The sequence below is a fragment of the Flavobacterium caseinilyticum genome, from assembly GCF_004349085.1.
Taxonomy (GTDB): Bacteria; Bacteroidota; Bacteroidia; order Flavobacteriales; family Flavobacteriaceae; genus Flavobacterium; species Flavobacterium caseinilyticum.
The window spans coordinates 811434-825647 of the sequence record NZ_SMFM01000001.1; the positions used below are offsets into that span (position 1 = coordinate 811434).

A 14214-nucleotide genomic window follows, 5' to 3' on the forward strand; every position below is an offset into this window, starting at 1 on the left:
ATTTGCTTATTGTCGAATCAATTATGAAATGCTAATGATGACTTGTTTTAAATTTTAATACAACTTCGCAATTTCCTCATTCACAAACTCTAAGAACTTTTCATCCTCTTTAGTAAATGGATCCAAGACATGGCTGTCAATGTCAATTTGTCCAATGTTTTTGCCGTTAACAAAAAGAGGGACTACAATTTCTGATTTTACAGTAAAACTACAGGCTATATAATTGTCCTGCGCTGCTACGTCAGGGACTACAAAGTTTTCATTAGAAACGGCAACTTGTCCGCAAATTCCTTTTCCAAAAGGGATTACAGTATGATCTGTCTCAGCTCCTACATAAGGCCCTAAGTGCAGTGTTTTTGATTCGTGATTTGCAAAATAAAATCCAACCCAATTATAATAATCAACTGAGTCGCTTAACAATTGACAAATCGACAACAGTTTTTCGTCTCTGGATTGCTTTGTATTTAATGTGATTTCGGTTACTTTTGGTTGTAATTCTTGAAATGTCATATTTTTAATTTTAATTTGTACAAAAGTATTTAAAGCCAGTTTCAAAAATTACATAAATTTGTTAAAAAATAGATTTTGAAAAAATATTTTATTCTTTATAAACCATTTTTGCTTTTTCTGGCAACCTTTTTTTTGACTTATATTGTGATGACTTTTTTGTATCAGCACTATCTAAATAGTTTTGCAGCAAATAAAATAGATTCCATCACAAGGCTGGTAAGTAAAAATACTGAACAAATTCTGCTCTTTTTTAGTAATGGGTCTTGGATTGAAGAAAGTGAAACGCATCCTTATGTGAAATTGTTTTACAATCAGAAATATGTTGCCATAATTACTGAAGGATGCAATGCGATTAGCGTGATTATTCTTTTCATTTCATTTGTAATTGCTTTTTCAGGAAAATTTAAAACTACGCTGTTTTTTATATTCGGCGGGAGCCTGCTTATTTACCTGTTGAATATCTCGAGGATAGCTATTTTAAGTGCGCTGATCTTTAATTTTCCAAAACAGGCACCGTTTTTACATGGAGTCATTTTTCCGTTGTATATTTATGGTGTGGTTTTTATTTTGTGGTTAATTTGGGTTCGTAAATTTTCAAAATATGCTTCAAAAGATACTTAATAATAAAGTTCGTTTAATACAATTGATTTTTTTGGTCGTATTACTAGCGCTTGTTCGTGCTTTTGAAAATGCGTTATTTTACGATCCTTTTTTGGATTTCTTCAAAAAAGATTTCAATAATTTACCACTGCCAAATACAAATCCGTTTCAATTATTTTTAGGAGTTTTATTTCGCTATGGGTTGAATTCCATCCTGTCTTTGGGGATTATCTATGTTCTTTTCGAAGAAATAGCAATGATAAAATTTGCCGCTATCTTATATGGTTTCTTCTTTATAATTTTAATCCTCGCTTTTTTCTTTATCATTTACTTTACTAGAGAAAATCACAATTGGGCTCTTTTTTATGTCCGCCGCTTTTTGATTCAGCCCATTTTTGTTTTATTATTTGTGCCAGGATTTTTATTATTAAAATCAAAGTAAGTAGTGTTTTTTATTTTATCTTTAAGGTATTAATTTTCAATAGCTTAATGGTATGAAAATCGTAAAAAATTCTGGGGACATTGTCGAATTTGATTTGAATAAACTTAGAAAATCGCTATTAAAATCGGGCGCTACTGCAGTGGAAGTTGATACTATTCTGCTAGCCATCAAAGAGCATATGTATGAAGGTATTTCGACCAAACAAATCTATAAAATGGCTTTTTCACTGCTCAAAAAATCAGCTAATGCACATGCAGCGCGCTATAATTTAAGGGAAGCGATTCGATTGTTAGGTCCGGCAGGTTTTTTTTTCGAAAAATATGTAGCCCGTCTTTTTTCATACGAGAATTATAGAACGATAACCAATTTGACTTTGCAAGGGAAATGTGTTTCGCATGAAATAGATGTTTTAGTCAAAAAAAATGAAACTATCTCCATGGTTGAATGTAAGTATCATGCTGGTAGAGACGTTGCTTCGGATGTGAAGGTTCCAATGTATATTCTTTCGCGTTTTAATGATATTAAAGAAAGAAATCATGGTATTTTTGATAGAAAAGACATAGTTTCTAAATGTTGGATTGTCACCAATAACCGGTTTACAGCAGACGCAATCACTTTTGCTAAATGCTCCGGATTGAATTTGTTGAGTTGGAATTATCCTGAGGATAACAATTTAAAAACAAAGAATGATAATAGTTCTCTTTATCCGGTAACCTGTTTAACGACCTTGTCCATTGCTGAAAAAGATAAATTATTGATTTTGGATGTTATTTTGGTAAAAGAAATTATAAATAATTCAGATTGTTTAAACAGAATAGGATTGAGTCCTAATCGGATGAAACACGTTTTAAAAGAAGCATCAGAATTATGTAAGTATATTTAAAAGAAGTGTTCGCTGAGATTGTTAAATTTTAAATTCAAATCAAATGAAAGTTAAATTTATAGGTGGTGCGGGAACTGTGACCGGTTCTAAAACATTAATTGAAAGCAATGGAATCCGGATTTTGATTGATTGCGGATTATTTCAAGGATTAAAACCTTTGCGGGAGCTCAATTGGGATCCGCTGCCAGTTTTGCCTTCCACAATAGATTTTGTACTGCTGACTCACGGTCATCTAGATCATTGCGGCTGGTTACCAAGATTAGTCAATCAAGGATTTTCTGGAAAAATCTATTGTACCCGTCCCACAAAAGATATAACGAAACTTATTCTTCTGGATAGTGCTAAAATTCAAGAGGAAGAAGCCAAAAATGCAAATGAAAGGAAATATTCGAAGCATGAAATTGCCGAGCCACTATACACGGTGGAACAAGCCGAAAAAGTTTTCCCGTTTTTTAGAGTAATCAAAACCAACGAGCCAATACCGTTGGATGCTCAAATTGAAGCAGTATACACGAATGCAGGACATATTCTGGGTGCTTGCACTATTGCTTTAACTCTGGAAAATAAAACACTTGTTTTTTCCGGGGATATTGGTCGGGATGATGATGTGTTGATGTATCCGCCGACCAAACCCAAAAAAGCCGATTATGTTTTTCTCGAAAGTACCTATGGAAATCGGATCCATCCTAAAACAGATACCAAATTAGAACTAGAAATGTACATCAATAATACGGTAGAGAAAGGCGGAACGATTATAATACCGAGTTTTGCCGTAGAACGTGCGCAAACTATCATGTACTTATTGTGGCAACTCAGAGAAGAAGAAAGAATTCCTAATATTCCCTACATCATTGACACGCCAATGGGAATTAATGCACTGAATATTTTTTCCAATAACCAAAAATGGCATAAGTTGTCCTTGGAAGAATGTGCCGAAATGAGTGAAATGTTTTCATTAGTTTCGGATTATCAGGAAACCTTGGAAGTTATCTTTGATGAACAACCCAAAGTGGTAATTGCTGCCAGCGGAATGGTGACCGGAGGAAGAGTTTTGAGTTACCTCGAGCATTATCTTAGTCTTCCGGAAACTACTCTTATTGTAGTGGGATACCAAGCCGAAGGAACACGTGGAAGAAAGTTATTAGAAGGAGCAAAAGAAATTAAAATTCATGGACAATATTATCCGGTTAAAGCAAAAATTTTAGAGATACAAGGTTTGTCTGCGCATGGGGATCAAAAAGATTTGCTCAATTGGTTGTCAGAATTGGAAAATAAACCTAAAAAAGTTTTTTTAGTTCATGGCGAAAATGAGCCTTTGGATGAGCTCCGAATAAAAGTTTATGAGAAATATGGTTTTGACTGCAAAGTGCCGCTAATGGGGCAAGAGTTTGAATTGTAAATTTTAACAAGGATTTGAGGTGAAAAGTTTCTTAAAATGGTAATTTTGCAAAATGAAATTCAAAAAGCATATTAGTTTCATTCTAGCTTTTTTCCTATTGGTTTCCAATTCAGGATTAGCATTTAATGTGCATTTTTGTGAAGGAAGTATAGCGTCTATATCATCGGTTTTTTCTAAAGAAGAAGCTTGTGAAATGCCCGTTCAGGCTGCCGGAAAAAAGTGTTGTGTGGAAAAAGCAAAGAAACACAAAAGCTGTTGCGACGATAAATTGGTCGATCTAAAAGATAAATCGGATCATCTAATTTTAAAATCATTCTCTTTCAACTCCGATTTTATTTTTTTAGAGGAAGAGTGGAGTCTAATTATCTATTCTTCATTTCTTAGTTTTAATGAAAAACAAGAGACTTCTTATTTTTGTGATGTGAATGCGCCCCCGTTTTTCAAATTATACCATCAATATATTTTATACGCCTGACTTTTAATGTTTTAATAAAACTTGAATCACATTTTTGTGGTTTTACATTTTTCTAACATTAAAAATCAATCATGCAAAAACAAATTTCAATATTTATATTGTTCTTCTTTTACGCTTTTAATTCTTATTCGCAAGACACCTTGCAGGAGATAAAAGTAAAAGGGAATAGTAAAAGTTTAAAAAAATCATACAGCCTGACTGCAAATACCACCATTTTGACGAGTAAAGAATTGCTCAAGGCGGCTTGTTGTAATCTTGCCGAAAGTTTCGAAACAAACCCTTCCATTGATGTCAACTTTTCGGATGCGCTGACTGGAACCAAACAGATTAGAATGTTAGGCTTAACCAGTCCTTATTTGATGATTACCGAAGAAAATATTCCGTCGGTTCGTGGCGCTTCCCAAGCATATGGATTATCTTTTACTCCAGGAACTTGGGTCGAAAGTATCCAAATCACAAAAGGAGCGGGCTCCGTAGTAAATGGCTTCGAGAGTATTTCGGGACAAATCAATACAGAATTGATAAAACCAATCAATGATATTCCATTTTTTCTAAATTTCTATGGTTCTACAGATTCCCGGTTTGAGTTAAATACACATTTTAACAAAAGAATTTCTGACAAGTGGAGCAGTAGTTTGTTTGTGCACGGGAATACCAGAGTTGCTAAAAATGATATGAACGACGATGGTTTTCTGGATAATCCATTGGCAAAACAAATCAATGTTTTGAATCGTTGGCAATATACCAATGCTGAAAAAGGATGGGTAAGTTTCATCAATTTGAGGTACATGAATGACAAAAAGCAAACGGGAGAATTAAATTTTGATCCAGATACAGACAAAGGCACCACCAATTATTGGGGATCCGAAATCAACACGGAACGTTATGATGTTTCAGCTAAATTGGGTTACGTTTTTCCAGATATGCCGTATCAAAGTATCGGATTTCAAAATGCTTTTAACAGCCATGATCAAGATTCTTATTTTGGTTTGAACCAATATAATATTAAACAGAAAAGTTATTATTCAAATCTTATTTTCAATTCGATTATCAACAATACGATGCACAAATTCGCAACGGGTTTGAATTTTACGTATGATCAATATGATGAATTTGTGAATTTGAATGATTACAGCAGAATCGATAATTCTGCAGGTGCTTTTTTTGAATATACTTATGATAATACCAATAATTTTAGTTTGGTTTTGGGTGGAAGAATCGACAGTCACAATCGTTTGGGGACTTTTATAACGCCCAGACTTCACGCCAGATATAATCCATGGGATAAAGGAGTCGTGAGATTTTCCGCAGGTAGAGGAAAAAGAAGCGCCAATATTTTTGCCGAAAATCAACAACTTTTTGCGAGCTCTAGAACCTTTGATATTTTGGATAACAACGGAAAAATCTATGGTCTGAATCCTGAAATTGCATGGAATTATGGACTAAGTTTTATGCAGGGCTTTTTAATTTTTGGTAAAAACGCCGATGTTGGTTTTGATTTTTACAGAACTGATTTTCAAAATCAGGCGGTAGTTGATGTAATGGAAAGTCCACAACAGGTTTTATTTTATAATTTGAATGGAAAATCGTTTGCGAATAGTTTACAAGTTGAGTTCAATTATGAAATGGCAAAACATTTCAATTTGAGAACAGCCTATAAATATTACGATATTGAAACGGATTATTTGTCCGGAACTTATCAAAGACCCTTGCAAGCTAAACATCGTTTCTTTGGGAATTTAGGTTATGAAACGCATATTTTAGAAAAAGGGAAACAGTGGAAATTTGATTATACGTTAAACTGGCTTGGAAAACAACAATTGCCAAATACGGCATCAAATCCTTCAAAAGACAGGTTGCCTGAATTCTCTCCTTCATTTTCTATAATGAATGCACAAGTTACGCGAGTTTTTTCTTCCACTTTCGAAATGTATATTGGTGGAGAAAACATTGGAAATTACAAACAAGAAAAAGCGATTCTCGGTAACGAAGATCCTTTTGGAACTACTTTTGATACCTCTATAATTTATGCGCCGGTTTTTGGACAAATGTATTATGCCGGCTTGCGTTTTAAAATTAAATAACCTTTAAAAAATAATAAAATGAAAAAGTTAATTGTAATGCTCTTAATATGTGTAGTGGGATTTTCAGCTCAAGCACAGGAGAAAAAGAACAAGAATGCCAAAGTAGAATTTCAGGTAAGCGGCAATTGTGAAATGTGTAAAAAGCGCATAGAAAAAGCGGCATATTCAGTTCCAGGGGTGAAATCCGCAACTTGGAGTACCGAAACACATAAATTGAATTTAATAGTGAATGAAGAAAAAACGTCGGCTCTTACTATTAAAAAAGCTATAGCAAAAGTTGGTCACGATACTAATGAAATAAAAGCAACAAAAGAGGATTACGATGCTCTTCATGGTTGTTGTCAATATGAAAGAAAATAATTTTAAGCTCTAATTGAAAATTTTAATTTTAGTTTTTAGAATTTAATGAATTCTATTGTTTTTTTAACAAGGGATAATTCTTTAAATTTAGCTCAAGAAAAATACTTTAATTGTAAATCTTAAGGCTTTCAATAGTTAATAAAACTTTAAAATAGAACCATAAATTGTGGTTAAGATTTATTATCCGTACTTTCACGCACGAATAATTTAAGCATAAAAAACATAAGAATGAACGATTTTGACTGGAAGAATTTAATTGACCCGCTTTTTTATATTCACTTTGATATTAATGGAATTAAGCTTGGTATTTATATAGTTTTATTTATTGTGTTTGCGGAAACAGGTCTCTTTGCAGGTTTCTTTTTACCAGGAGATAGTTTATTGTTTTTGGCAGGAATTTACAGTCGAGAATTAATTGAAAATATCCTAATCATTGAAAATGACTTTCTGAATGTTTTCCTTTTAGCAACATTTGTTGCTTTGGCGGGGATTTTGGGCAATATTGTTGGATATTGGTTTGGTTCAAAAAGTGGTTACTATTTGTACAACAAGGAAGATAGTTTTTGGTTTAAGAAAAAATACTTAGTTCAATCTAAAGACTTTTTTGAAAAATATGGTGGAAAAGCAATCATCTTTGCCCGTTTTCTTCCAATATTTAGAACCTTTGCACCGATAGTAGCTGGAATTGTATCTATGGATAAACAAAAATTCATGTTTTATAATGTTCTTAGTTCATTTATTTGGTCGTTCACATTAATTTTTGCAGGACATTATTTATATGGCTTCTTACTTGAAAATTACCAGATTGATTTAAAAGAACACATCGAAGTAATAGTATTGATTTTGGTTGGAATTACTGTTTTACCCGTAATTTACAAGTTCAGTAAAAAATCAAAAGCTCAAGAATAAATCTAATTTAAAAATTAAAAATGCCCCCAAATAGTCCTATACTATTTGGGGGCATTTTTAATAGTTCTTCGATTTACTTTAATTGAAGCACCTTTTCTTCATGAAAAATTTGTCCGTCAGTAGTCATGCCCTCAATGATAATTTTGCAGTTTTTTTTGTTATAATCTAGAATATCAAATGTGAAATTACCTTTTGAATCTGAAATTGTTTTTGTAAACCAATTAATTGTGCCAAAATTATTAAAACCGTTACTAGAAGCATTCTCATATTCTAAATTTTGAAAAGTACTAATTTTTGAAAATGCATCTTTTACAAAAAACGAATTTGGATTTGATTTTTTGGAGTAAGTATTTTGTTGTTTTTTGGTGTAAATTCTAATTATCCCAAGATTATTGTTAATGCCTGGCACTACAGCTAGAGCATTAATATAGATTTCATCAACTTCATCCATTGTTAAAAATTCAAGTAAATAATAATCAAAGTAGAGTTGACTATCATCAATATAAACAATAGGTGTGGGTGGTGGTCCTGGATTAAATTGAGGCAATCTACTATATATATTTATCTTGCCAATGGTTCGATCTACCTTGAACCCATTTTGTTCTATGAAATTTAAAACACGTGAAGAGTTGTTGGGACTATCAATTTTATGACCACGAAGCATTTTGTTTGAAAGAATATTGCCATATGTTAATTGTTTTTTTTTGTTTTTTGACACAACTTCTTTAAGTTGAATGGCTTTTTCCTTAAAGTATGGTAAATCAAGATTTACGGTTTTAATAGTATCATTTTCTGAATTACAGTTCTTTTCAATAAGACCGGTAAAAACTTTATTATATAGTTTTTTTCTATTTACAACTTGTAGCGCTAATTTTGCATCAACATATTCAAATTTTGGTTGTTTATGCAAGGATAAATTAACATAAGTAGAATCTGTTAAAAGCAGATTTTGGAATTCGAAAGTGCCATTTTCATTGACATCAGCTGATGCCGTTATGAATTCTTTACTGCTTACTAGTTTTACTTTATGAAATGATTTGCTTTTAAGTGGGTTAGCTACGGTTCCTTTTAAATTAATTCCAATGTCAAAAGTATAATGTGCAGTAGGTGGTTGCAGTTTCATGTAATCCCAATCATATTTTGGGCTTTCTTGATTCAGTAGAGCCAAATCTAATTCGTAATATTTTAATCTATTTACATCATTTAAATAATAATTAGAATTTAAAAGAGATGTCTTTAAATAAGGGTTGATAGTCAATCCTGCAATGATAGAATTATTATCGTCGATACTTTTCGTTTCTACAGGCAAAACAGAAATACTAATCATATTATTAATTGAATTGGAGAATGCGGCAAGTTTTATATTGTTTTCCTGTTGATTATTTTTTATAACATCATAATTGTTTTTTGCAATTGGACTAATGTATATTTGTCTTTCAGACCATTGTTTTAATTCATTATCAATTATCCTGATAGTATTAATTCCTGGATTTAGATCTGTACTATTGACAACAATTATTTGCTCTAAGTTATTAGGATTAATGTTTAAAGGTTCAACGATGTAATTTTGGTCTTGATGAATAACTAAATTTAATCCACGAAATTGTAAGCTATTGAAACTAGATTTATTTGTTTTTACTTTGATTGTAGTTTTGTTGTCTTGCATGAAGGAACTTACTTCAATAGCAACGCCTATTAAATTAGCAGGGGGCAAATTATTTTCGATAATTTTGTCTTCATATTTCACTACTACTCTTAGCACTTCTGTAGTTGGGATTGTGTAAAATTTCCCGAAGCCAAAATTATTTAATTTGACGGTTTGCAAAGCCTCTCCTTTGCTATTTTGTATAGTTGCTTCAAGATTTGTAGGTGTATTATTATTGCAGTCTTTTACTTGTATCCCGATCGTATTTGAAACTCCGCTAATAAGATTTTTCCCCTCTGGATTCAGGTAAACTTTTAGTGTTTCTTTAACTATTTTTTTTGTATTCTGAATGCCTTGGTCTGGATTGATTATGTTTACTTTTACCAAATTAGATTCATTTTCTGTAAAGTTGTTCATCCAGTTAGTATATACTTGGATGTAATAGTTTCCGGAGTCCAGATTAGGGTCAAGTTTAATATGACCCGAAAAAACACCATTATCAGCAAATACTAATTTTTCAGAGAGTTGTTTTCCATTTTCGTCAAATAATAGTACAAAAACATTTGAAGTGTAAAATGGTTTAGTAGTCTTTCTAGTAACTATGTATCCTTGATACCATATAGTCTCTTCGCTTAAAAATGTTGATTTATTTAGATGAATATGGATTGCTTCTCTATCTAATTTAAAATAATTTTCAAGAACAACACCAATCTTTGATTTGGCGGTTTCTTCATGATTCTGGCTAAAAATAGCTGAAGAAACTAAAAAAATAATGAGTAGAAAAAAATGTCTTAATTTTATCATAATAAATAGGTTGGTTTTAGTTGTTAATTTAGTAGGAAAAATAGTTACAATAACTAAGCCAACTTTAATTGTAGATGCAAAAAAAAATGAGCCCGAAATATAATCGAGCTCATTTTCTTTAAAAAATGTAAATATTTTGGTTTATCTTAAATTTTAATCTAATAAATGTATTGTTACATCATTCCTGGCATACCGCCACCCATTGGGTTTCCGCCACCATTATCTTCTTTGATATCAATCAAAGCACATTCAGTTGTCAATATCATTCCGGCAACCGAAGCTGCGTTTTCTAATGCTACACGCGTTACTTTTTTAGGATCAATAATTCCTGCTGTAAGCATGTCAACATATTCATCAGTTTTTGCGTTGTATCCAAAATCACCTGTACCTTCAGCAACTTTTGCTACAACAACTGAACCTTCAAGGCCTGCGTTTTCAACAATAGTTCTCAAAGGAGATTCTACTGCACGAGATACAATTTGAATTCCTGTTGCTTCGTCCGCATTGTCCGCTTTAATAGCGCTAAGTGCATTTTTAGCTCTTAACAAAGCAACACCACCACCAGCAACAATTCCTTCTTCAACAGCAGCACGAGTTGCGTGAAGTGCATCGTCAACTCTGTCTTTTTTCTCTTTCATTTCCACTTCAGAAGCAGCACCAACATAAAGTACAGCAACTCCACCAGCTAATTTAGCCAAACGTTCTTGCAACTTTTCTTTGTCATAATCAGAAGTGGTAGCTTCCATTTGACCTTTAATTTGGTTTACACGATTTTTGATCATATCAGCGTCGCCAGCACCACTTACAATAGTTGTATTGTCTTTATCGATAGTCACTTTTTTAGCAGTTCCTAACATTTCGATAGTAGTGTTCTCTAAAGTATATCCTCTTTCTTCAGAAATTACGGTTCCTCCAGTTAAGATAGCGATGTCTTCCAACATTGCTTTTCTTCTGTCTCCAAAACCAGGTGCTTTTACAGCAGCGATTTTTAAAGCTCCGCGTAATTTATTTACCACCAATGTAGATAATGCCTCACCATCAACATCTTCAGCAATAATCAATAATGGTTTTCCAGATTGAGCAACTGGTTCCAAAACTGGTAATAATTCTTTTAAAGAAGAAACTTTTTTGTCATACAAAAGGATGTAAGGGTTTTCCAATTCCACTTCCATTTTCTCTGAATTAGTCACAAAATAAGGAGAAAGATATCCTCTGTCAAATTGCATACCTTCAACAACATCAACATAAGTATCTGTTCCTTTAGCTTCTTCAACAGTGATAACGCCTTCTTTTCCAACTTTTGCAAAAGCAGTAGCGATTAACTCACCAATTACTTCGTCATTGTTAGCAGAAATTGAAGCAATTTGTTTGATTTTCTCAGAATCACTTCCTACTACTTTTGCTTGTTTCGCTAGGTCAGCCACAATAGCTTCAACCGCTTTGTCAATACCGCGTTTCAAATCCATAGGATTAGCTCCTGCAGCAACGTTTTTCAAACCTTCTTTTACGATGGCTTGTGCCAAAACTGTTGCAGTTGTAGTTCCGTCTCCAGCTAAATCATTTGTTTTAGACGCTACTTCTTTTACCATTTGAGCACCCATATTTTCCAATGGATCTTTCAATTCAATTTCTTTTGCAACGGTAACGCCATCTTTAGTAACGGTTGGTCCGCCAAAAGCTTTTCCAATAATTACATTACGACCCTTTGGTCCAAGAGTTACTTTTACTGCATTTGCCAATGCATCAACACCACGTTTCAATCCGTCACGTGCCTCAATATCAAATTTTATATCTTTTGCCATTTCTTTGCTTTTTGTTTAAAGTTTAATTTGTTTAAAGTTTCAAGTTGTCTTGATACTTAATTCTTAGGACTTAATACTATTTAGATAATTGCTAAAATATCATCTTCACGCATGATCAAATAATCTTTTCCTTCTAGTTTTAACTCAGTACCAGCGTATTTTCCGTAAAGGACAGAATCACCAATTTTTACAGTCATGGTATGGTCTTTTGTTCCGTTTCCAACAGCCATAACAGTTCCTTTTTGTGGTTTTTCTTTAGCCGTATCTGGAATAAAAATCCCGGATGCAGTTTTTGTTTCAGCAGCTACGGGCTCGATTAGAACTCTGTCTGAAAGTGGTTTAATGTTTAAAGCCATGATTTTATATTTTTATATTAATTATTTTACCGTGTTTCAAGATTTCAGAAATTATGCCATCCTGCTAAAACTGACATAATTTCTTATAAAAAATGCCAGCTTTGACAGGCTGGCATTTAGAATATGTTGTAATAATTTATTGTGCTGGATTTGTTGCAGCAGGTGTGTTTTGAACTGGAGCAACTGGAGTGTTTGTTGCTGGTGCAGCACTTCCTGTGTTTTCAATGATTTTAGAATCGGTATCACTTAATGTTCCTGTAAAGCTTAAGCTTGAAAGTAAAATAAGTGCAATTAATATAGTTGCTAGTGTCCAAGTACTTTTGTCTAAAAAATCAGTGGTTTTTTGTACTCCACCTAACATTTGAGAACCACCTATTGTTGAGGATAATCCGCCACCTTTAGGATTTTGAACCATGATAACTACGATTAATAGAAAACAAACTATAGTTATTAAAACTAAAAAAATTGAAAATGTGCTCATTGTTTAATTATTATTATGTTGTAAAATCTTAATATCCGATATGCGGTCTGCAAAGAAACTACTTTTTTCTGGATATTTCAAAATTAATATTTCATATGCTTGAATCGCTTTTTGATATTTTTTTTGTTCCAAATAAACTCGGGCTAAAGTCTCAGTCATCAGCGAAGAATTGTCTGCGGCATTTAGGTCGAAACTAACGCTGGAAGGCACTCCATGTTTTACCGGCGAAATCTTCGGACTCGTTTCAATAAATTTATCAATAAGTTCTATTTTTTTTCTTTTGTCGGCATCTATAATAGGAGTAAGTTCGTTTCTTGGTTGCTCGCTTTCTCTTTTGATAGGTTCGGTACGAGAAAGCTGTAACCATTCTTGGAAGGAATGTTGTTCTTTTTTGGAGAAATCCAACGGTGTGCCAATAGCTAATTTTTCTTCAACTGTTGTTGTACTATCCTCAATTTCAATTGGAGATGCTTCCTTTATTGAAGTCAGAATAGACTGTTCTAATTTGTTTAATTTAAATTCTGGTTTTTCTTCAGAAATAAGGATCTCACTATCGATTACTTGTATATCCAGAATTTCGAGTGCTTTTCTATCATACAGACTTTTATGAATAGAAGTAAAAGTATCCGATGTAATGAAATCAAATAAAACAGATCTGTCAGTAGAATAAGCTGCTGCTATCTTTAAAGCTGCATTGTATTTAAAACTATTTTGATTGTAAAGTCCTTTTAGTTGAATCGCTCTGGCGCTTTGAAAATATGGAAACTCTTCCAAAACTTTTTCCAAAGCTTCCGTTTGCTTTTCACGAATAGCATCGGGTTTATTAATCAAGTAGGTATAGTCGGTTACATTCATTTTTAGTGTTTAATCGTGGAATTGTTGAACTGTTTAATCGATTAAACAGTTCAACAATTAAACTTTAATTTACCATTTAGCTAATGACTCGTTGAAAATATCTTGTGTTATTCTTTCAAAAATATCTTTTAAAGCAGTATTTAAAGTTGCGCCTGTTAATTGTTGTTCTGCAGGATAATCATAGAAAAAAGTGAATGGTTTTTCAAAATCATCAGCTTCTTTTTTCTTATTGGTAAAACGAACATTCACTCGAATCGTTAAACGGTTTTGAGCTGCTCGCTGATCCGCGGTTGCTGTCATCGGACTTATTCTGTAATCTACAATCTCTCCTTCGTATGTCAAATCAGCACCGTTTTTGACCAAGTTCAAATTGGTTTGGTTCTGAATCAAATCTTGAAGTTCTATTGTAAAAGTTCTATCAATTCCGGGCTCAATTATTTCAGAATTATTTTGAAAAAAGCCAACTTGAAATGTTTCGGCATCAATTTTACCGGTTCCTGTAAAGTTGTAAACCGAGCAACTGTTGATACTTACTGTAATTATTGAAAGAAGAATAAGTTTTATATGTTTCATTTTATATTTTAAAAATTGCTTTGTCTGTTTCCTAAA

Annotated in this window: 15 protein-coding genes; 8 read left to right on the plus strand and 7 right to left on the minus strand. The window is 32.8% G+C overall.

Annotated features, from left to right (window positions below):
- Positions 1–54: 54 nt before the first annotated feature.
- Positions 55–510 (minus strand): GAF domain-containing protein, encoded by a 456-nt coding sequence (locus E0F89_RS03620; protein ID WP_131908480.1) that lies wholly within the window; start codon positions 508–510, stop codon positions 55–57.
- A gap of 75 nt (positions 511–585) precedes the next feature.
- On the opposite strand from E0F89_RS03620, the gene xrtF reads away from it, so the two are divergent.
- From xrtF to E0F89_RS03660, 8 genes are all read left to right on the plus strand, one after another.
- A complete protein-coding gene (gene xrtF / locus E0F89_RS03625) occupies positions 586–1131 on the plus strand; it encodes an exosortase family protein XrtF (RefSeq protein WP_131908481.1) in 546 nt (181 codons plus the stop codon).
- A complete protein-coding gene (locus E0F89_RS03630; protein ID WP_131908482.1) occupies positions 1112–1552 on the plus strand; it encodes an exosortase F system-associated membrane protein in 441 nt (146 codons plus the stop codon). Before xrtF ends, E0F89_RS03630 begins: the two co-directional genes overlap by 20 nt.
- Positions 1553–1604: 52 nt before the next feature.
- Entirely contained in the window at positions 1605–2435 is an 831-nt protein-coding gene (locus E0F89_RS03635) for an ATP cone domain-containing protein (protein WP_131908483.1), read from the plus strand.
- A gap of 43 nt (positions 2436–2478) precedes the next feature.
- Positions 2479–3834: an MBL fold metallo-hydrolase RNA specificity domain-containing protein gene (locus tag E0F89_RS03640; RefSeq protein WP_131908484.1), complete on the plus strand. Its 1356-nt coding sequence runs from the start codon at positions 2479–2481 to the stop codon at positions 3832–3834.
- A gap of 52 nt (positions 3835–3886) precedes the next feature.
- Positions 3887–4309, plus strand: coding sequence for an HYC_CC_PP family protein (locus E0F89_RS03645; RefSeq protein ID WP_131908485.1), 423 nt, complete (start codon positions 3887–3889; stop codon positions 4307–4309).
- A gap of 71 nt (positions 4310–4380) precedes the next feature.
- A complete protein-coding gene (locus E0F89_RS03650; RefSeq protein ID WP_165929970.1) occupies positions 4381–6393 on the plus strand; it encodes a TonB-dependent receptor plug domain-containing protein in 2013 nt (670 codons plus the stop codon).
- Between the two features lie 18 nt (positions 6394–6411).
- Positions 6412–6753 (plus strand): heavy-metal-associated domain-containing protein, encoded by a 342-nt coding sequence (locus tag E0F89_RS03655; protein ID WP_131908486.1) that lies wholly within the window; start codon positions 6412–6414, stop codon positions 6751–6753.
- Positions 6754–6981: 228 nt separating this feature from the next.
- On the plus strand, positions 6982–7662 hold the full coding sequence (locus E0F89_RS03660) for a DedA family protein (protein ID WP_131908487.1): 681 nt from the start codon (positions 6982–6984) through the stop codon (positions 7660–7662).
- A 73-nt stretch (positions 7663–7735) separates the two neighbouring features.
- Here the strand turns inward: E0F89_RS03660 and E0F89_RS03665 are convergent, their stop codons facing one another.
- From E0F89_RS03665 to E0F89_RS03690, 6 genes are all read right to left on the minus strand, one after another.
- A complete protein-coding gene (locus E0F89_RS03665; RefSeq protein WP_131908488.1) occupies positions 7736–10111 on the minus strand; it encodes a hypothetical protein in 2376 nt (791 codons plus the stop codon).
- A gap of 173 nt (positions 10112–10284) precedes the next feature.
- On the minus strand, positions 10285–11913 hold the full coding sequence (gene groL, locus E0F89_RS03670; protein ID WP_131908489.1) for a chaperonin GroEL: 1629 nt from the start codon (positions 11911–11913) through the stop codon (positions 10285–10287).
- A gap of 80 nt (positions 11914–11993) precedes the next feature.
- Entirely contained in the window at positions 11994–12269 is a 276-nt protein-coding gene (locus E0F89_RS03675; protein ID WP_131908490.1) for a co-chaperone GroES, read from the minus strand.
- 136 nt (positions 12270–12405) lie between these two features.
- The gene (secG, locus tag E0F89_RS03680) at positions 12406–12750 is read right to left on the minus strand and encodes a preprotein translocase subunit SecG (protein WP_131908491.1); all 345 of its coding nucleotides are present in this window, start codon (positions 12748–12750) and stop codon (positions 12406–12408) included.
- Between the two features lie 3 nt (positions 12751–12753).
- On the minus strand, positions 12754–13605 hold the full coding sequence (locus E0F89_RS03685) for a tetratricopeptide repeat protein (RefSeq protein WP_131908492.1): 852 nt from the start codon (positions 13603–13605) through the stop codon (positions 12754–12756).
- Positions 13606–13674: 69 nt separating this feature from the next.
- A complete protein-coding gene (locus tag E0F89_RS03690; RefSeq protein ID WP_131908493.1) occupies positions 13675–14178 on the minus strand; it encodes an LptE family protein in 504 nt (167 codons plus the stop codon).
- Positions 14179–14214: the final 36 nt, after the last annotated feature.

Bases quoted from the DNA above. Each gene is read 5' to 3' on its own strand.
- E0F89_RS03645 (WP_131908485.1), top strand. From the start codon at position 3,887: ATGAAATTCAAAAAGCATATTAGTTTCATTCTAGCTTTTTTCCTATTG.
- groL (WP_131908489.1), bottom strand. From the start codon at position 11,913: ATGGCAAAAGATATAAAATTTGATATTGAGGCACGTGACGGATTGAAA.
- E0F89_RS03650 (WP_165929970.1), top strand. From the start codon at position 4,381: ATGCAAAAACAAATTTCAATATTTATATTGTTCTTCTTTTACGCTTTT.
- E0F89_RS03655 (WP_131908486.1), top strand. From the start codon at position 6,412: ATGAAAAAGTTAATTGTAATGCTCTTAATATGTGTAGTGGGATTTTCA.
- E0F89_RS03640 (WP_131908484.1), top strand. From the start codon at position 2,479: ATGAAAGTTAAATTTATAGGTGGTGCGGGAACTGTGACCGGTTCTAAA.
- E0F89_RS03675 (WP_131908490.1), bottom strand. From the start codon at position 12,269: ATGGCTTTAAACATTAAACCACTTTCAGACAGAGTTCTAATCGAGCCC.
- E0F89_RS03635 (WP_131908483.1), top strand. From the start codon at position 1,605: ATGAAAATCGTAAAAAATTCTGGGGACATTGTCGAATTTGATTTGAAT.
- secG (WP_131908491.1), bottom strand. From the start codon at position 12,750: ATGAGCACATTTTCAATTTTTTTAGTTTTAATAACTATAGTTTGTTTT.
- E0F89_RS03690 (WP_131908493.1), bottom strand. From the start codon at position 14,178: ATGAAACATATAAAACTTATTCTTCTTTCAATAATTACAGTAAGTATC.
- E0F89_RS03685 (WP_131908492.1), bottom strand. From the start codon at position 13,605: ATGAATGTAACCGACTATACCTACTTGATTAATAAACCCGATGCTATT.
- E0F89_RS03665 (WP_131908488.1), bottom strand. From the start codon at position 10,111: ATGATAAAATTAAGACATTTTTTTCTACTCATTATTTTTTTAGTTTCT.
- E0F89_RS03660 (WP_131908487.1), top strand. From the start codon at position 6,982: ATGAACGATTTTGACTGGAAGAATTTAATTGACCCGCTTTTTTATATT.
- E0F89_RS03630 (WP_131908482.1), top strand. From the start codon at position 1,112: ATGCTTCAAAAGATACTTAATAATAAAGTTCGTTTAATACAATTGATT.
- E0F89_RS03620 (WP_131908480.1), bottom strand. From the start codon at position 510: ATGACATTTCAAGAATTACAACCAAAAGTAACCGAAATCACATTAAAT.